The organism is Vibrio sp. MM46 (assembly GCF_027587135.1).
GTDB lineage: Bacteria > Pseudomonadota > Gammaproteobacteria > Enterobacterales > Vibrionaceae > Vibrio > Vibrio harveyi.
Window position 1 is genome coordinate 40973 of sequence record NZ_JAPPTO010000008.1, and the last position, 18195, is coordinate 59167.

17 protein-coding genes are annotated in these 18195 nt (G+C 45.3%); 12 read left to right on the forward strand and 5 right to left on the reverse strand.

Annotated features, from left to right (window positions below):
- Nucleotides 1-4 precede the first annotated feature (4 nt).
- Entirely contained in the window at nucleotides 5-508 is a 504-nt protein-coding gene (locus OH459_RS10790; protein ID WP_005446404.1) for a DUF4442 domain-containing protein, read from the forward strand.
- Between the two features lie 55 nt (nucleotides 509-563).
- Here OH459_RS10790 and fldA read toward each other — a convergent pair whose 3' ends face one another.
- The 3 genes from fldA to OH459_RS10805 all read right to left on the reverse strand — a co-directional run bounded on the left by fldA (nucleotide 564) and on the right by OH459_RS10805 (nucleotide 2247).
- Nucleotides 564-1097: a flavodoxin FldA gene (gene fldA, locus OH459_RS10795; protein ID WP_005446405.1), complete on the reverse strand. Its 534-nt coding sequence runs from the start codon at nucleotides 1095-1097 to the stop codon at nucleotides 564-566.
- A gap of 48 nt (nucleotides 1098-1145) precedes the next feature.
- Nucleotides 1146-1367, reverse strand: a complete 222-nt coding sequence (locus OH459_RS10800) for a DUF2788 domain-containing protein (RefSeq protein WP_005446406.1) — start codon at nucleotides 1365-1367, stop codon at nucleotides 1146-1148.
- Between the two features lie 112 nt (nucleotides 1368-1479).
- Entirely contained in the window at nucleotides 1480-2247 is a 768-nt protein-coding gene (locus tag OH459_RS10805) for an alpha/beta fold hydrolase (protein WP_009698588.1), read from the reverse strand.
- Nucleotides 2248-2339: 92 nt separating this feature from the next.
- On the opposite strand from OH459_RS10805, the gene seqA reads away from it, so the two are divergent.
- Both seqA and pgm read left to right on the forward strand, forming a co-directional pair.
- Nucleotides 2340-2882 carry a replication initiation negative regulator SeqA gene (seqA, locus tag OH459_RS10810; protein WP_005446408.1) on the forward strand — a complete coding sequence of 181 codons (543 nt, stop codon included), beginning with the start codon at nucleotides 2340-2342 and terminating at the stop codon, nucleotides 2880-2882.
- 92 nt (nucleotides 2883-2974) lie between these two features.
- A complete protein-coding gene (gene pgm, locus OH459_RS10815; protein WP_269986736.1) occupies nucleotides 2975-4621 on the forward strand; it encodes a phosphoglucomutase (alpha-D-glucose-1,6-bisphosphate-dependent) in 1647 nt (548 codons plus the stop codon).
- A gap of 304 nt (nucleotides 4622-4925) precedes the next feature.
- On the opposite strand, the gene OH459_RS10820 is transcribed toward pgm, so the two are convergent.
- Nucleotides 4926-5678, reverse strand: a complete 753-nt coding sequence (locus tag OH459_RS10820) for a DUF1853 family protein (RefSeq protein ID WP_269986738.1) — start codon at nucleotides 5676-5678, stop codon at nucleotides 4926-4928.
- Between the two features lie 132 nt (nucleotides 5679-5810).
- Between OH459_RS10820 and OH459_RS10825 the strand changes: the two genes are divergently transcribed.
- The gene (locus OH459_RS10825; protein WP_005446417.1) at nucleotides 5811-6569 is read left to right on the forward strand and encodes a Nif3-like dinuclear metal center hexameric protein; all 759 of its coding nucleotides are present in this window, start codon (nucleotides 5811-5813) and stop codon (nucleotides 6567-6569) included.
- Between the two features lie 304 nt (nucleotides 6570-6873).
- Here OH459_RS10825 and OH459_RS10830 read toward each other — a convergent pair whose 3' ends face one another.
- Nucleotides 6874-8163: a citrate synthase gene (locus OH459_RS10830; protein WP_005446419.1), complete on the reverse strand. Its 1290-nt coding sequence runs from the start codon at nucleotides 8161-8163 to the stop codon at nucleotides 6874-6876.
- Between the two features lie 395 nt (nucleotides 8164-8558).
- Here OH459_RS10830 and sdhC point away from each other — a divergent pair, with 395 nt between their 5' ends.
- From sdhC to sucD, 8 genes are all read left to right on the forward strand, one after another.
- Complete coding sequence (sdhC, locus tag OH459_RS10835) at nucleotides 8559-8951, forward strand: succinate dehydrogenase cytochrome b556 subunit (protein WP_005446421.1); 393 nt, start codon at nucleotides 8559-8561, stop codon at nucleotides 8949-8951.
- On the forward strand, nucleotides 8945-9289 hold the full coding sequence (gene sdhD, locus OH459_RS10840; protein ID WP_005446422.1) for a succinate dehydrogenase, hydrophobic membrane anchor protein: 345 nt from the start codon (nucleotides 8945-8947) through the stop codon (nucleotides 9287-9289). The genes sdhC and sdhD overlap by 7 nt, the downstream gene beginning before the upstream one ends.
- Nucleotides 9290-11056, forward strand: a complete 1767-nt coding sequence (gene sdhA / locus OH459_RS10845; protein WP_009698584.1) for a succinate dehydrogenase flavoprotein subunit — start codon at nucleotides 9290-9292, stop codon at nucleotides 11054-11056. It abuts the gene before it with no gap.
- 15 nt (nucleotides 11057-11071) lie between these two features.
- Complete coding sequence (locus OH459_RS10850; protein ID WP_005446424.1) at nucleotides 11072-11782, forward strand: succinate dehydrogenase iron-sulfur subunit; 711 nt, start codon at nucleotides 11072-11074, stop codon at nucleotides 11780-11782.
- A 92-nt stretch (nucleotides 11783-11874) separates the two neighbouring features.
- Nucleotides 11875-14700, forward strand: a complete 2826-nt coding sequence (gene sucA, locus OH459_RS10855) for a 2-oxoglutarate dehydrogenase E1 component (RefSeq protein WP_009698583.1) — start codon at nucleotides 11875-11877, stop codon at nucleotides 14698-14700.
- Nucleotides 14701-14728: 28 nt separating this feature from the next.
- The gene (odhB, locus tag OH459_RS10860) at nucleotides 14729-15937 is read left to right on the forward strand and encodes a 2-oxoglutarate dehydrogenase complex dihydrolipoyllysine-residue succinyltransferase (RefSeq protein ID WP_005426699.1); all 1209 of its coding nucleotides are present in this window, start codon (nucleotides 14729-14731) and stop codon (nucleotides 15935-15937) included.
- 203 nt (nucleotides 15938-16140) lie between these two features.
- The gene (gene sucC, locus OH459_RS10865; RefSeq protein ID WP_005446426.1) at nucleotides 16141-17307 is read left to right on the forward strand and encodes an ADP-forming succinate--CoA ligase subunit beta; all 1167 of its coding nucleotides are present in this window, start codon (nucleotides 16141-16143) and stop codon (nucleotides 17305-17307) included.
- Nucleotides 17307-18179, forward strand: a complete 873-nt coding sequence (sucD, locus tag OH459_RS10870; protein ID WP_005436989.1) for a succinate--CoA ligase subunit alpha — start codon at nucleotides 17307-17309, stop codon at nucleotides 18177-18179. The genes sucC and sucD overlap by 1 nt, the downstream gene beginning before the upstream one ends.
- Nucleotides 18180-18195 lie beyond the last annotated feature (16 nt).

The following is an 18195-nucleotide window of genomic DNA, read 5'->3' on the forward strand; positions in this document are numbered from 1 at the left end:
AGTTATGAATAAGCGACTTGCTAAGATATATAAACCGGGAATTGTGAAATTTGCGCTCAATATTTGGCCGCCATTTTGGGGGGCGGGTATTAAAATCTTACATATTTCTGAAGACTTTCGAACGGTTAAAGTACGTTTGAAGTTGAGATGGTGGAATAAAAACGCCAATCGCACTCAATATGGAGGGAGCATTTTTTCCCTGACTGATCCTATCTACTCGCTGATGCTTATGGGCATTCTGCGTGAAGAATATTATGTATGGGACAAAGAGGCGAGCATCAACTTTATCAAGCCAGGACAAAGTGATTTGTTTGCTGAATTTGAGGTGACGGAAGGAATGCTGGACGACATCTATCAGATGACGCGCAATGGAGAAAAATGTTTCCCTGAGTTTATTACCCACGTCAAAGATAAGGAAGGCAATGTGGTCTCTGAAGTTCAGCGCAAATTGTATGTACGCAAGAAACCACAATTCCGCGAAGAAGAAATTGCTACTGAGGTATCTTGATTACCACATACAAAAAGACCTCCAGAGTGGAGGTCTTTTTAATGAATGCTTTTAATTAGCCTTCAAGCTCAGCTAGGCACATCTCTTCGTAGATTTGCTTAACCCAGTTTTCAACACGTTCATCAGTAAGTTCTGGTTGACGGTCTTCATCGATACATAGACCTACAAACTGGCTATCATCACCTTCTACAAGTGCTTTAGATGCTTCGAACTCGTAACCTTCAGTTGAAGTGTGACCCAGAATAGTACCACCTTTCGCTTCAACGATATCACGTACTGTACCCATTGCATCACAGAAGTACTCTGCGTAATCTTCTTGGTCACCACAACCGAAGATAGCAACTAGCTTTGTCGAGAAGTCGATTTGCTCAAGTTCAGGGAAGAAGTCATCCCAGTCACATTGTGCTTCGCCGTAGTACCAAGTCGGAATACCTAGAAGCAGAAGATCAAAGTTATCAATGTCTTCTTTGCTGCTTTTTGCGATGTCTTGAACGTGAACTAGTTGTTTACCTAGTTGCTTTTGAATCATCTTTGCAACGGCTTCAGTATTACCTGTGTCGCTACCGAAGAAGATACCTACACTTGCCATAGAGTCTATACCTTTACATTGTTTGTTACTGGCTATGGGATAGAGAGCTTAACCGAGCCCTGTGCCTTCCCAACTGAGCTGAATCAGACCTTTCGCAATGAAGCCAGCGCAGCCAAGGAAAAGAACCAACCACACAATACGACGACCGAAAACAGGTACGTTACCTTGTTTTAGTACATCTTTTATTGCCATCCCGATGAAAAAGAAGATAGCAGCAAAAAGAAGATCGAGCCCGATCGACTCGAGCATGTCCATATAGTCGTATAGCATTGTCGTCCTTCATGCCAAAAATTCTTGGGCGCACTATACCACTGTTAAACCGTAAAGTTAATGCACAACAAGAAGGGTTATTTCAATAATCTGGCGTTGTTTTCCGAATTTGTTAACTGGAAATATATTTCCTGATCACCCGCATAACTTCTGCTGGTTTTTCTGCATGTAACCAGTGTCCTGTGTTAGCAATAATGTGCGCTTTTGCATTGTTAAACTGACGCTTAACTGCAGGCTGGTGCTCTGGCATCAAGTAGTCGGAATCGCCGCCTTTAACAAATAGAGTTGGAATATCGGTGGGTGCGATGTCGTTCCAACCGATGATGTTGTCGTAGTTGTTCAGTAAGCCCGTGACGTTAAAACGCCAATCCATTTTGTTCCCGTTTTTATATAGGGACTTTGACAAGAATTGTCTGACTCCATCCATCTCGATGTGTTGAGCGAGAATATCCATAGTTTGTTGTCGATTGGCTGGTTGTTCCTCGATTACTGCTCGCAAGCCATTAAATACATTGTCATGACGGTTGGTTTGATAAGCCACAGGAGCCATGTCTAATACAATCAGCTGTTTGACGAATTCAGGTGCGACATCTGCGAGTTTCATCGCTACTTTGCCACCCATTGAGTGACCAATAACTAACGCTGGCTCGATGTTTAAATGGTGAAGTAAATCAGCAACATCTTGTGCCATCACTTCGTAATTGTGTGTATCTGAATGGAAAGAAAGACCATGATTTCGGAGATCAATGCTGATCACTGAGTGATCTTGAACGAGATCGCGAGCCAGTAAACCTAGATTACTGAAACTGCCAAATAATCCATGAATCAAAACAACCGTTTGGCCTTGCCCTTCCTGCTTATAGTTGAGTAATGCTGACATTTTATCTTATTCGTGATGGGTTTAACGTGGAGTATCCGCGAGGATCTCGTTATAATCCCCCAGAGTTTAAACATTGAGAATGTGAAAAGCGAATGAAAACAATTGAGGTTGATGAGGATCTATACCGTTACATTGCAGGTCAAACCAAGCATATCGGTGAAAGTGCCTCGGATATTTTACGACGCCTTTTGAACCTTGATGGTCAGTTGCAGGAAGCAGTCGTTGCACCTGTAGTAGAAAAGCCACAAGGGATTGTAGTAAGTAAAGATGCAGGTAAAGCAGAATCAGTAGATACCGTAAAAGAGATGCGTTCTCTACTTATCTCTGATGAGTTTGCTGGTCTTAAGAAAGCGATTGATCGCTTCATGTTGGTACTATCAACCTTACACAAACTAAATCCAGAGAGTTTCTCCCAAGCGACAAAAGTGAAGGGACGCAAACGTGTTTACTTTGCTGATAACGAAGAGACTCTACTAGCAAATGGTAACACTACCAAACCTAAAGCAATTCCTGGTACGCCATTTTGGGTAATCACTAACAACAACACCAGTCGTAAACGACAAATGGTGGAGCAGGTGATGACGCACATGGAATTCCAGCCTGACTTAATAGAGAAAGTAACAGGTTCAATCTAAGAAACCTGATAGAAGCCTCATAATGTGTAGCGTGTAGCGGATATTATGAGGCTTTTTTGATTTTATTTGTATTTAAAGAAAGGATGTCAAACATGGCTATGCACCCTCGTGCTGGGCAAAAAGCGCAGCAGGAAGATCTTCACAATATCCCAGCACTCGTTGCTAATTACTTCTTACTTCAGCCAGATGCAACTAATGCAGAACATAAAGTTCAATTTGGTACTTCTGGTCATCGCGGTACTGCAGACAAACACACTTTTAACGAAAACCACATCTTAGCGATTGCTCAAGCGGTAGCGGAAGTTCGTGCACAACAAGGCACAACGGGTCCATTGTTTGTGGGTAAAGACACTCACGCGCTTTCTGAGCCTGCTTTTTCAAGTGTGGTTGAAGTATTGATTGCAAACGGTGTACAAGTGATTGTGCAGCAAGACAACGGCTACACACCAACGCCGGGTATTTCTCATGCGATCCTGACTTACAACATCAAGCACGATGATAAGGCAGATGGCATCGTGATCACACCATCTCACAACCCACCACAAGACGGCGGTATCAAATACAATCCGACTCACGGTGGTCCTGCAGAAGCTGAACTGACTCAAGCGATCGAAGATCGTGCAAATGCGCTAATTGCAGAAGGTCTACAAGGTGTTAAACGCTTACCTCTAGCAGAAGCAAAAGCATCGGATCTGTTTGTAGAGATGGACTTGGTGAAACCGTACATCGATGACCTAGTTAATGTTATCGATATGGAAGCAATCCAAAAAGCAAACTTGAAAATTGGTGTTGATCCATTGGGTGGTAGCGGTATTGATTACTGGCGTCAAATTGGTCAGGTGTACAACCTAGACCTAACGCTAGTAAGTGAAGCGATTGATCCTTCTTTCCAATTCATGTCTCTCGATAAAGATGGCGTTGTACGTATGGATTGTTCTTCTCCTTACGCAATGGCTGGTCTATTGGCATTGAAAGATGAATATGATTTAGCTTTTGGTAATGACCCTGACTACGACCGTCACGGTATCGTTACGCCAAAAGGTTTGATGAACCCGAACCACTTCTTAGCGGTTTGTATTGACTACCTATACCGTCATCGCGATGCGTGGGGCAAAGATGTTGCTGTTGGTAAAACGCTAGTATCAAGTGCTCTTATTGACCGTGTTGTGGCTGATTTAGGTCGTGAACTGTGCGAAGTACCAGTCGGTTTCAAATGGTTTGTTGATGGTCTATACACTGGTAAGTTCGGCTTCGGCGGTGAAGAAAGTGCTGGTGCGTCTTTCCTTCGTAAAGATGGTACGCCTTGGTCAACAGACAAAGATGGCATCTTGTTATGTCTTCTAGCGGCAGAGATCACTGCGGTAACGGGTAAGAACCCGCAAGATTACTATGAGGAGCTAGCTGCGAAGCATGGTGAGTCTAAGTACAACCGTATTCAAGCTGTAGCGAATGGTCCGCAAAAAGACGTACTGAAGAAGCTTTCACCTGAAATGGTAGCGGCTGAAACACTAGCAGGCGATGCAATCACTGCTCGTCTAACGCACGCTCCTGGTAACGGAGCTGCAATTGGTGGTCTTAAAGTCACGACCGCTAATGGTTGGTTCGCAGCTCGTCCATCAGGCACTGAAGACATCTACAAAATTTACTGTGAAAGCTTCAAAGGTGAAGAGCACCTAAAACAAATCGAAGCTGAAGCACAAGAAATCGTTAATCAAGTATTTGCAGCCGCTGGTTTGTAACTTAAGCGATTATTGTTTGAAAGGGTCGACTTTGTGTCGACCCTTTTTTGTTTGTGAAGAGGTAATGCTTCGCTTCAAGATTCGAAGGAGCCTCGCTTGGAGAGGCGAGCAAAAAGAAAGGGAGCCCAACTCGTTCGTTTCTCCCTTGTGAAGGTGATGAACTGGATATACTGGACCTCGGCAGCGTCATTCCCGAAAGCGGCGAAAGGTTGTGGTCGAGAATCTTTCTTATAACCGGAAATGTCGAGATTAGCTCGTTGAAAGAACTTGCCCCTAAAAAGACAAAATAAAATGTCTTTCGTTTTTAATTGGGCCACGTATCCGGTACAACAAACCAAAACTGACCGTCCTTTGTCTGCGCGTGAACAAACCTATCAGATGGTTTGTCGATTGGATCCAAGAATTCCTCATTACCAGTTGCCCAGAGCGGTTTAGGAAGTGCGTAAAGTGGCTGTTTAATTTGTTCCCATTGGCTTTGATAACACCAGAAACCAGATATTTGTGTAGGGTCTAATTCATAACCTAAACAGGTTGTAGGGATAGGCTCTTTTGAAAAAGGGTTTACGTACAGACGTCCCTGCATTAGTAAATGTTCACTCGGTCCACTGTTTAGCGGTAGTTGCTGACGAAACTCTTCCCTTTGGCTCATTTTTAGCTGGTGGTTGAGCATGCGTTCGAGCTTTTTGTGCAGTTGGTCGTGAGCATTCGGTCCATACCAAACGCCTTGATGAAGTAAGTAGAATTTAATTGCGACTTCCCAATGTTCATGTTGATTACTTTCTACATCTTTTAAGATCAGATCGACAGCACCAATGGTTCGCCCAGTGGCGTCATTTAATTGAACCTCTTCAGCAACCAGTTCATAACGAGGCGAACAGGTTAGCAACTTGGTGCAAAGGTACTGATACAGAAAACCAAGGCGAGGGTTTCCATCATATTCTTCATTGTCTGGCAGAGCCTGCGTCTGAATATCTTTGACAGTGACAAAAGGGGACTTAAGTTTGAAAAGTGGAGGGGTGTTAGCAATCCATTGTTGGAAACGTTGTAGTGAATTCATCCATTATCCTTGTTGTCACGGGTAAAGCCTTTCTATTGTATCTAAATTTGTTTGAGTTGGGGATGTCACAACTGGCATCTGGGTTGCGGTTCGATATACACTTTGCTCAAGCCACAAGTATTGGAAGTAATAATGAATAATTTACAGTTGGAAAAGATCCTCAACGAGAAATTGTCGCCGCAACTTATCAAAGACTACGCGCCAAATGGAATGCAAGTAGAAGGTAAATCAGAAATCAAACGTATCGTAACTGGTGTCACTGCTTCACAAGCCTTGATCAATAAAGCCATCGAGTTGGAAGCTGATGCTCTGCTTGTGCATCATGGGTACTTTTGGAAAGGTGAACCAGAGCCTATTCGTGGTATGAAAGGTAAGCGCATTCGTAGTTTGATTAAAAACGACATCAACCTTTACGGCTACCACTTACCGTTAGATATTCACCCAGAACTCGGCAATAACGCTGAGCTTGCTCGTTTGTTGAATATCTCGGTTGAAGGTGGGTTAGAAGGTCACCCTCAGTCCGTGGCGATGTTTGGTCGTTTAAAACAAGCGATGACAGGTGCTGAGTTTGCGAACAAAATTAATCAAGTCCTAAACCGTGAACCTTTGCATATCGCACCTGAAAATGCAGACAAAATGATTGAGACCGTCGGTTGGTGTACTGGCGGTGGTCAAGATTTTATTGAGCTTGCCGCTCAGCACGGATTAGATGCGTTTATTTCGGGTGAGATCTCAGAACGAACAACTTACACCGCTCGTGAGTTAGACATTCATTATTTCTCTGCGGGTCACCATGCTACAGAACGTTACGGTATTAAGGCGTTGGGTGAATGGTTGGCGCAAGAGCACGGGTTAGATGTCACGTTTATCGATATTGATAATCCAGTATAGACGGGACGGACTTCATCCTTCGTGATACGGGGACGCTCTGCTTTCTAAACAGAGAGAAAGAGCAGATCCCCAACTCACTTGTGCCTCGCTCATAAAGAAGACGAAAACTCTGAAGCCTTCACGACGTCATCTCCGATTGTGAGGTAGGAGCAACGTCAGGAATTTCTTGTGTAAGAGCGTAGAGAAATAGTCTCTCGATGCGACGCATTTCATAGAACGCTGCGTGTTCTCATCTCTTCAAATAAAGAAAGGGTTGACGCTTTCACGTCAACCCCAACTCTTATCCGATTATCGATTCTAACGGTTATTCACGCTCGTGCAGTGGAGAGAACTCACGCTGAGTTTCACCTGTGTATAGCTGACGAGGACGACCGATTCGGTTTAGTGGGTCGCTGTGCATTTCGTTCCAGTGAGCGATCCAACCGATAGTACGAGAAATCGCGAAGATTACCGTAAACATCGATACAGGAATGCCGATCGCTTTTAGAATGATACCTGAGTAGAAGTCTACGTTCGGGTAAAGCTTCTTAGACACGAAGTATTCGTCAGAAAGTGCAATACGCTCAAGCTCCATTGCTACGTCTAGTAGTGGATCTTTAATGTTTAGCTCTTTTAGAACTTCGTGACATGTTTCGCGCATAACTGTAGCGCGTGGATCGTAGTTTTTGTAAACGCGGTGACCAAAGCCCATTAGACGGAACGGGTCATCTTTGTCTTTTGCACGTTCAACGTACTCAGGAATGTTCTCTACACTGCCGATCTCTTCAAGCATCTTCAGACATGCTTCGTTTGCACCACCGTGTGCAGGACCCCATAGAGAAGCAATACCTGCGGCAATACATGCGAATGGGTTCGCTCCAGAAGAACCAGATAGACGAACGGTCGATGTTGATGCGTTTTGTTCGTGATCTGCGTGAAGCGTAAAGATTTTATCCATCGCACGAGCAACAACAGGGTTTACTTCGTATTCTTCACATGGGTTTGCGTACATCATGTGTAAGAAGTTTTCTGCGTAGCTTAGGTCGTTACGAGGGTAGATAAATGGCTGACCGATTGAGTACTTGTAACACATCGCCGCCAATGTTGGCATTTTCGATAGCAGACGGTACGCCGCAATTTCACGGTGTTCGTCGTTGTTGATATCTAGTGAATCGTGGTAGAAGGCCGCTAGTGCACCAACCACACCACACATTACTGCCATTGGGTGAGCGTCGCGACGGAAGCCATGGAAGAAGCTTGCGATTTGCTCGTGCACCATTGTATGGCGAGTAACCGTTGTTTTGAATTGCTCGTATTGCTCACGGGTAGGGGCTTCGCCATAAAGCAGGATGTAACATACTTCCAAGTAATCTGCGTTATTGGCTAATTGGTCAATTGGGTAACCGCGGTGCAAAAGAATACCTTTGCCGCCGTCGATGTACGTGATTGACGATTCACAAGATGCAGTGGCAAGAAAACCTGGGTCAAAAGTAAAGTAACCATTGGCTCCCAGTTTACGAACATCAATCACAGGTGTACCTAGCGTACCGTCCATAATTGGCAGTTCGATCGGCGCATGACCTTCAACATGAAGGGTAGCTTTCTTATCCGCCATAACAATCTCCTTTGTTTATTATTTAATCCGTCCAGGATGTTTATGTGCCATTTTTGTACTGTTGTTAAAGCTTAAAGTCAATTTTTCTCCATTTTTGTGTGCACTTGTTATGATTTTTCTCATGAAAATCGTTAAAAATCTGTTCTATGTAGCATAATTTGTTACATCAATTGTATTAGAATGTTGCTAGCCGTATATTGGCACAGAAAATTTTAGTTAAATCCTTATAAATTCGGGGCTAGAAACAAAAGTGAGGTTTGTTTGTGGACTCCGGTTGTTAACAAAGTGTTTACAATTATCTCCGAGCTTATTGCGAGTATTTGTTAATCAAATGTTAACTTTTGTACGTTTGGAAGCTGAAATTGGTTATAACAATAAATGCTCAATGGAGCTGAGTGAGCAAGCCCGTGAAAGAAAGAAAGTCAAGACCTGTTAATTTAGATTTACAGACCATCCGCTTTCCCATCACAGCAATCGCGTCAATCCTACACCGTGTATCTGGTGTGATTACGTTTGTTGCGGTGGGTATATTACTTTGGTTACTGTCCATTTCTCTGTCGTCCCCGATGGGTTTTATGGAAGCCGCTGACATTGTCGATAGCTTCTTCGTGAAATTCATTCTATGGGGCATTCTAACTGCACTTGCCTACCACATTGCTGGTGGTGTTCGTCACTTATTGATGGACCTAGGTCATTTCGAAGAACTCGATTCAGGCGCGATGAGCGCTAAAGTCGCATTTGGTGCAACTGCAGTGTTATCACTACTGGCGGGGATCTTGGTATGGTAAAACACGTTTCTTCATTTGGTCGTAATGGTGTTCACGATTTCTTATTGATTCGTGCTTCAGCCATCATTATGACGCTATACACGATTTATCTAGTGAGCTTCTGTGCTTTCTCAGATATCTCTTACGCATCTTGGACCCAATTCTTTGGTGGTACTTTCACCAAAGTTTTCACCATGTTGGCACTTGTTTCTATTCTGATTCACGCGTGGATTGGTTTATGGCAAGTCTTAACCGATTACATTAAGTGCTCGAAACTTCGCGGTGCACTTCAACTTGGTGTTATTGCCGTTCTGTTCGGCTATGTCTTCTCTGGTCTATTTATTCTGTGGGGTGCGTAAGTGTCTATTCCAGTTCGTGAGTTTGATGCCGTAGTAATCGGCGCTGGTGGTGCGGGCATGCGCGCTGCACTACAAATTTCGGAGCAAGGCTTATCATGTGCTTTGCTATCTAAAGTTTTCCCAACTCGTTCTCATACTGTATCCGCGCAGGGTGGTATTACAGTTGCGCTTGGTAACTCGCACAAGGACGATTGGCAATGGCATATGTACGATACGGTAAAAGGTTCTGATTACATCGGTGACCAAAATGCGATTGAGTACATGTGTAAAAATGGCCCTGAGTCAGTTATCGAACTAGAAAAAATGGGTCTTCCATTCTCTCGCTTTGATAACGGAACAATCTACCAACGTCCATTTGGTGGTCAGTCAAAAGAGTTTGGTGGTGAGCAAGCGGCTCGTACAGCAGCAGCGGCAGACCGTACTGGTCACGCACTTCTTCACACGCTCTACCAACAAAACGTAAAACACAAAACAACCATTTTTTCTGAATGGTACGCTCTAGATTTGGTGAAAAACCAAGACGGCGCGATCATGGGTTGTACGGCTATCTGTATGGAAACGGGTGAGATTTGTTACTTCAAATCGAAAGCAACCATCCTAGCAACAGGTGGTGCAGGTCGTATCTACGCGTCGACTACCAACGCGCACATCAATACTGGTGATGGTGTTGGTATGGCACTTCGCGCAGGCGTTCCAATGCAAGACATGGAAATGTGGCAGTTCCACCCAACGGGTATTGCCGGTGCAGGTGTTCTTGTTACAGAAGGTTGTCGTGGTGAAGGTGGTTACCTTCTAAATAAAGATGGCGAGCGCTTCATGGAGCGTTATGCGCCAAACGCGAAAGACCTTGCTGGTCGTGACGTAGTAGCTCGTTCTATGATGATTGAAATCCGTGAAGGTCGTGGTTGTGACGGTCCTTGGGGCCCACACATCAAGCTGAAATTGGATCACCTAGGTAAAGATGTTCTTGAGTCTCGTCTGCCTGGTATCTGTGAGCTTTCGCGTACATTCGCGCACGTTGATCCAGTTAAAGAGCCAATTCCAGTAATCCCAACTTGTCACTACATGATGGGTGGTGTTCCAACGCAAGTTTCAGGTCAAGCAATCAAACAGACTGCTGACGGTAATGATGTCGAAGTCCAAGGCCTATACGCTTGTGGTGAAATTGCTTCTGTATCGGTACACGGTGCAAACCGTCTGGGCGGCAACTCACTGCTTGATTTGGTGGTATTCGGTCGCGCAACAGGTCTACACCTCGGCGAAACACTGGCTGCACAAGCTGAAGCTCGTCCAGCAACAGAGTCTGACATCGAAGCTTCACTAGCGCGTACTATGCGTTGGGAGAACAGCACTGGTGGTGAAGATCCAGTTCAAATCCGTAAAGATCTACAATCTTGCATGCAAAACAGCTTCTCGGTATTCCGTGAAGGTGATGCAATGGCAACAGGTCTGGAAGAGTTGAAAGTGATTCGTGAGCGCCTAAAAGATGCACACCTAGCTGACAAGTCTTCTGAATTCAACACGCAACGTATTGAGTGTTTAGAGCTAGACAACTTGATGGAAACTGCATTTTCTACAGCAGTAGCGGCAAACTACCGTACTGAAAGCCGTGGCGCACATGCTCGCTTCGACTTCCCTGAGCGTGATGATGAAAATTGGCTATGCCACTCAATCTACAACCCGGAAACTGAAGCAATGACTAAGCGTGATGTGAATATGACGCCAACTCATCGTGAAGCTTTCCCTCCGAAAGTACGTACTTACTAAAGGGAGGATATGACTATGAAACTGAACTTCTCTTTATACCGTTACAACCCGGATGTAGACACAAAACCTTACATGAAAGACTACGTTCTTGAAGTGGAAGAAGGCTCAGACATGATGGTTCTGGACGCGCTGATTTTACTAAAAGAGCAAGATCCGAGCATTGCATTCCGTCGTTCATGTCGTGAAGGGGTATGTGGATCTGATGGTCTGAATATGAATGGTAAAAACGGTCTAGCGTGCATTACTCCGCTATCTGCGCTTCAAGGTGACAAGATTGTCATCCGACCGTTACCTGGCCTACCAGTAGTACGTGATCTTATCGTTGACATGACACAGTTCTACGATAACTATGCGAAAGTTAAGCCTTTCTTGATTGATGACGGTGCTCTACCACCATCGCGAGAGAACTTACAATCGCCAGATGAACGTGCGCATTTAGATGGATTGTATGAATGTATCATGTGTGCATGTTGTACAACTTCTTGTCCATCATTCTGGTGGAACCCAGATAAATTTATCGGCCCTGCTGGTCTCTTAGCGGCTTACCGTTGGCTAATTGATAGCCGAGATACAGCAACTGATGAACGTTTGTCCGATCTTGATGATGCATTTAGCGTTTTTCGTTGCCATGGCATCATGAATTGTGTAAGTGTTTGTCCTAAGGGGCTAAATCCTACGAAAGCCATCGGTCACATCAAGTCGATGCTGGTGAATCGTTCGATTTAATTAACAACAAAAATTGCCGACCCAAATGGGTCGGCTCTTAATAGCTCGGCGCAGACCGAAGCAAACGTGAAAACTACTGGTTAAGGGAAAATATGCACAACGGCGTGATGAAGGCATGGCTCGAGTCTTCACACTTGGCTGGCGCCAATGCAACGTATGTAGAGGACCTCTACGAACTGTATCTAAGTGATCCCGATCTGGTAAGTGAGGAGTGGAAACGCGTATTTGATGAGTTGCCTAAAAACTCAGAAGAAGTGGCAGAACAGCCGCATTCGCGTGTCCGTGACTACTTCCGACGACTCGCTCAAGAAACAAAGCATTACAGTGTCCAAGTTAGTGATCCAGATGTCGACGCTAAGCAAGTAAAAGTTCTACAGCTTATCAACGCATACCGCTTCCGCGGTCATGAAGCTGCTGAGCTTGATCCTCTAGGTCTATGGCAACGTCCACCTGTGGCGGAGCTAGACCCTGCATTCCACAATCTCACCGAAGATGACTTCGAAGAAACTTTCAACGTAGGTTCTTTTGCTATTGGGCAAGAAACCATGCAGTTGAAAGACATCTACTCAGCTCTGAAGAAAACGTACTGTGGTTCTATTGGTGCTGAATACATGCACATGACAGACACAGAACAGAAGCGTTGGATTCAGCAACGTTTAGAGTCTGTTGTTGGTCAGCCATCTTTCGATAAAACTGAAAAACGTACATTCCTTGAGGAGCTAACTGCTGCTGAAGGTCTTGAGCGTTACTTGGGTGCTAAGTTCCCAGGCGCTAAACGTTTCTCTCTAGAAGGTGGTGATGCACTAATTCCGATGACAAAAGAGCTGATTCGTCATGCTGGTAAGAGCGGCATGCGTGAAGTGGTTATCGGTATGGCTCACCGTGGACGTTTGAACATGCTAGTCAACGTTCTAGGTAAGAAGCCACAAGATTTGTTTGACGAGTTTGCAGGCAAACATGACGAAACATGGGGTACGGGTGACGTTAAGTACCACCAAGGTTTCTCTGCAGACTTTGCAACGCCAGGTGGCGATGTCCACTTAGCGCTAGCATTTAACCCATCTCACCTTGAGATTGTAAACCCAGTAGTTATCGGTTCGGTTCGTGCGCGTCAAGATCGCCTTGGTGATTTTGATGGTAGCCGCGTACTGCCAATCACTATTCACGGTGACTCAGCAATTGCAGGTCAGGGCGTGGTAGCAGAGACGTTTAACATGTCTCTAGCGCGCGGCTTCTGTGTCGGCGGTACGGTACGTATCGTTGTGAACAACCAAGTTGGTTTTACAACATCGAACCCTCGTGATACTCGCTCGACGATGTACTGTACTGATATTGCGAAGATGGTACAGGCTCCGATTTTCCACGTTAACGCTGACGACCCAGAAGCAGTTGCTTTTGTCACTCGTATTGCTCTGGATTACCGCAACGAGTTTAAGCGTGATGTTGTGATTGATTTGGTTTGTTACCGTCGTCATGGTCACAACGAAGCGGATGAGCCGAATGCGACTCAACCGTTGATGTACCAGAAAATCAAAAAGCACCCAACACCACGTAAGCTATACGCTGATGTATTGATCGATAAAAATGAATCAGACATTGAAGTTGCAACTCAGCTTGTGAATGAGTACCGCGACGCGCTTGATAAAGGTGAAGTTGTGGTGAAAGAGTGGCGTCCAATGGCTCTTCACTCTGTTGACTGGTCTCCGTATCTAGGTCACGACTGGGATGTTGAATGGGACAACAAGTTTGATTCAACCCGCTTGAAAGAGCTTGGTCAACGCCTAATTCAATACCCGGATAGCCATAAGCTACAAAGCCGTGTAAACAAGCTTTACAACGATCGTGCTGCAATGATCAGTGGTGAGAAGCCATTAGATTGGGGTATGGCAGAGACACTTGCTTACGCTACCTTAGTTGACGATGGCAAGCGTATTCGTATCTCTGGTCAGGACTCAGGTCGTGGTACTTTCTTCCATCGCCACTCTGTTTTGCATAACCAAAACGATGCGAGCACTTACATCCCGCTAGCGAATATTCATGACAAACAAGGTCCATTCCAAGTCTTTGACTCTGTATTGTCAGAAGAAGCAGTACTGGCGTTTGAGTACGGTTACGCAACGGCAGAGCCAAGCGGTTTGACCATTTGGGAAGCACAATTTGGTGATTTCGCAAACGGTGCGCAAGTGGTGATCGACCAGTTCATTTCGTCGGGTGAGCAAAAATGGGCTCGTCTATGTGGTCTGACGATGCTGTTGCCACACGGTTATGAAGGTCAAGGTCCTGAGCACTCGTCAGCGCGTTTAGAACGTTACCTACAATTGTGTGCTGAACAAAACATGCAGGTTGTAGTGCCATCTACACCAGCACAGGTTTACCACATGATCCGTCGTCAGGTGGTGCGTCCAATGCGTCGTCCACTGATTGTTATGTCACCTAAGTCGCTACTGCGTCATCCACTTTGTACATCGTCTTTGGAAGATCTTTCTGAAGGTACATTCCAGCCGGCGATTCCAGAAATCGATAATCTGGAACCAAGCAAAGTGAAACGTGTTGTGTTCTGTTCGGGTAAGGTTTATTTCGACCTTCTAGAACAGCGTCGCAATAACGAACAAGATGATGTTGCTATTGTGCGTATTGAGCAGCTATACCCATTCCCGATGGAAGAAGTTCAAGCCGCTATTGAGCAATACACGAATGTTGAAGACTTTGTATGGTGCCAGGAAGAGCCTCAAAACCAGGGTGCTTGGTACTGTAGCCAACACAACTTCCGTGCTGCTATTCCAGCAGGCGCAGATCTTAAATACGCAGGTCGCCCAGCTTCTGCTTCGCCAGCAGTAGGCTACATGTCGGTGCACTTGAAACAACAAAAAGCGTTGGTTGAAGACGCTCTGAACGTGAACTCAAAAACTTCGAATTAAGAACTAGAAGTTAAAGGAAGAAACAGATATGACAATTGAAATTCTGGTTCCAGATTTACCTGAATCAGTTGCTGACGCAACCGTAGCGACATGGCACAAACAACCAGGCGACGTAGTCGAGCGTGATGAAGTTCTGGTTGATATCGAAACTGATAAAGTCGTGCTTGAAGTACCTGCTCCGGAAGCGGGCGTTTTAGAAGCCATTATCGAAGAAGAAGGTGCGACAGTACTTTCTAAGCAGTTGATCGCAAAGCTTAAGCCAGGTGCCGTAGCAGGCGAACCAACGACAGATTCAACAGAAGACAAAGAAGCATCTCCTGACAAGCGTCATAAAGCAACGCTGACAGAAGAGAGCAACGATGCGTTAAGCCCAGCGGTTCGTCGCCTTCTTGCTGAACACGGTCTAGAAGCAAGCCAAGTGAAAGGCTCTGGTGTTGGCGGTCGCATTACTCGCGAAGATATCGAAGCGCACCTTGCAAACGCAAAAGCAGCTCCGAAAGCAGAAGCTCCAGCAGCCGTTGAAGCGCCTGCAGCAGCTCGCAGCCAAAAACGTGTTCCAATGACGCGTCTACGTAAGACAGTGGCAAATCGTCTTCTAGAAGCGAAAAACAACACGGCGATGCTGACTACGTTTAACGAAGTGAACATGAAGCCAATCATGGACCTTCGTAAGCAGTACAAAGACCAGTTTGAAGAGCGTCACGGCACTCGTCTTGGCTTCATGTCTTTCTATGTGAAAGCAGTAACTGAAGCACTAAAACGTTACCCAGAAGTGAATGCATCTATTGATGGTGATGACATCGTTTACCACAACTACTTTGATATCAGTATGGCGGTTTCTACGCCACGCGGTCTAGTGACGCCAGTTCTAAAAGACTGTGACACGCTAGGTTTTGCTGACATCGAAAAAGGCATCAAAGAGCTAGCAATCAAAGGTCGTGACGGCAAGCTAACGGTTGATGAGTTGATGGGCGGTAACTTCACTATCACTAATGGCGGTGTATTTGGTTCATTGATGTCTACGCCAATCATTAACCCACCACAATCAGCAATCTTGGGTATGCACAAGATCCAAGAGCGTCCAATGGCGGTTGATGGCAAAGTAGAAATCTTGCCAATGATGTACCTAGCACTATCTTACGATCACCGTTTGATTGATGGTCGTGAGTCAGTGGGTTTCCTAGTAACCATTAAAGAGCTACTAGAAGATCCAGCGCGTCTGTTATTAGACGTTTAATATCGCTAAAACGTCGAGTTGTCCCTGATAGCTCGACGCCTACAGCATCCAAGGCTAGACTGGCTCAGCGTCTGGCCTTCACTTGAACTGCCCCCGATATAATCTATAAGCAGTTGATTTGAGAAGACCCTACAGACGCACCGCATGAAGTGGTGTTATGGAAATAATAAATCCCTTAAGGGATAAACAAACGGAATATCAAAATGAATTTGCATGAATACCAAGCCAAACAGCTGTTTGCAGAATTCGGTTTGCCTGTACCGGAAGGCTACGCATGTGATACGCCACAAGAAGCTTTTGAAGCAGCGGGTCGCATCACTACTGAAAAGAAAGTTGTAAAGTGTCAGGTTCACGCTGGCGGTCGCGGTAAAGCGGGCGGCGTAGAGCTACACGATACAAAAGATGGTGTAAAAGAATTCGCACAAAAATGGCTAGGTAAGAACTTGGTTACTTACCAAACAGACGCAAATGGTCAGCCTGTTACTAAAATCCTTGTAGAAGAAGCATCTAACATTGCTAACGAACTTTACCTTGGTGCGGTTGTAGACCGTGCAAGCCGTAAGATCGTATTCATGGCTTCAACTGAAGGTGGTGTGGAAATCGAAAAAGTTGCGGAAGAAACACCGGAGCTAATCCACAAAGCAGCAATCGATCCACTAGTAGGTCCTCAGGCTTACCAAGGTCGTGAGCTCGCGTTCAAACTTGGTCTTGAAGGTGACCAAATCAAACAATTCGTTAAGATCTTCATGGGTCTTGGCACTATGTTCTCTCAGTACGACCTAGCGCTACTAGAGATCAACCCACTGGTTATTACTGGCGAAGGCAACCTGTTGTGTCTTGACGGTAAGATCAACATCGACTCAAACGCGTTATACCGTCAGCCTAAGCTTCGTGAAATGCACGATCCTTCACAAGAAGATGAGCGTGAAGCGCACGCAGCTCAGTGGGAACTGAACTACGTAGCACTAGACGGCAACGTTGGCTGTATGGTTAATGGTGCAGGTCTGGCGATGGGTACAATGGACATCGTAAACCTACACGGTGGCAAGCCGGCTAACTTCCTAGACGTAGGTGGCGGTGCAACAAAAGAGCGTGTAGCGGAAGCGTTCAAGATCATCCTATCTGATGACAACGTGAAAGCAGTTCTAGTCAACATCTTCGGCGGTATCGTTCGTTGTGACATGATCGCAGAAGGCATCATTGGTGCAGTGAAAGAAGTTGGTGTAACGGTACCTGTTGTTGTTCGTCTTGAAGGTACTAACGCTGACCTAGGTCGCGAAGTTCTTGCTAATTCTGATGTTGATATCATTGCTGCTGAGTCGCTAACAGATGCTGCTCAGAAAGTTGTTGCTGCTGCGGAGGCTAAATAATGTCTGTACTAATTAACAAAGACACTAAAGTAATCTGTCAGGGCTTCACGGGTGGTCAAGGTACTTTCCACTCAGAGCAGGCAATTGCTTACGGTACACAAATGGTTGGTGGTGTATCTCCAGGTAAAGGTGGTCAAACTCACCTTGGTCTTCCTGTATTCAACACTGTACGTGAAGCAGTCGAAGTGACTGGCGCAACAGCAACAGTAATCTACGTACCAGCGCCATTCTGTAAAGATGCAATCCTAGAAGCGATTGACGCGGGTATTGAGCTTATCGTGACCATCACGGAAGGCATCCCAACAACAGATATGATCGATGTTAAAGTGAAGCTAGAAGAAACTGGCGTTCGCATGATCGGTCCAAACTGTCCGGGTGTTATCACACCTGATGAATGTAAGATCGGTATCATGCCTGGTCATATTCACAAGAAAGGTAAAGTAGGTATCGTTTCTCGTTCAGGTACTCTAACGTACGAAGCGGTTAAGCAAACAACGGATGAAGGCTTCGGTCAATCAACGTGTGTTGGTATCGGTGGTGACCCAATTCCTGGTTCAAACTTTATCGATATCCTTAAACTTTTCCAAGAAGACCCAGAAACTGAAGCAATCGTAATGATTGGTGAAATTGGTGGTACTGCGGAAGAAGAAGCTGCTGCTTACATCAAAGAAAACGTAACGAAGCCAGTGGTTTCTTACATTGCTGGTGTAACGGCTCCTCCTGGTAAACGTATGGGTCACGCTGGTGCGATTATCTCTGGTGGCAAAGGTACTGCTGAAGACAAATTCGCAGCACTAGAAGCGGCTGGCGTTAAGACTGTGAAATCTCTAGCAGAGATTGGCAAAGGTCTACGTGAAGTGACAGGTTGGTAATCAACCAAACCATTAC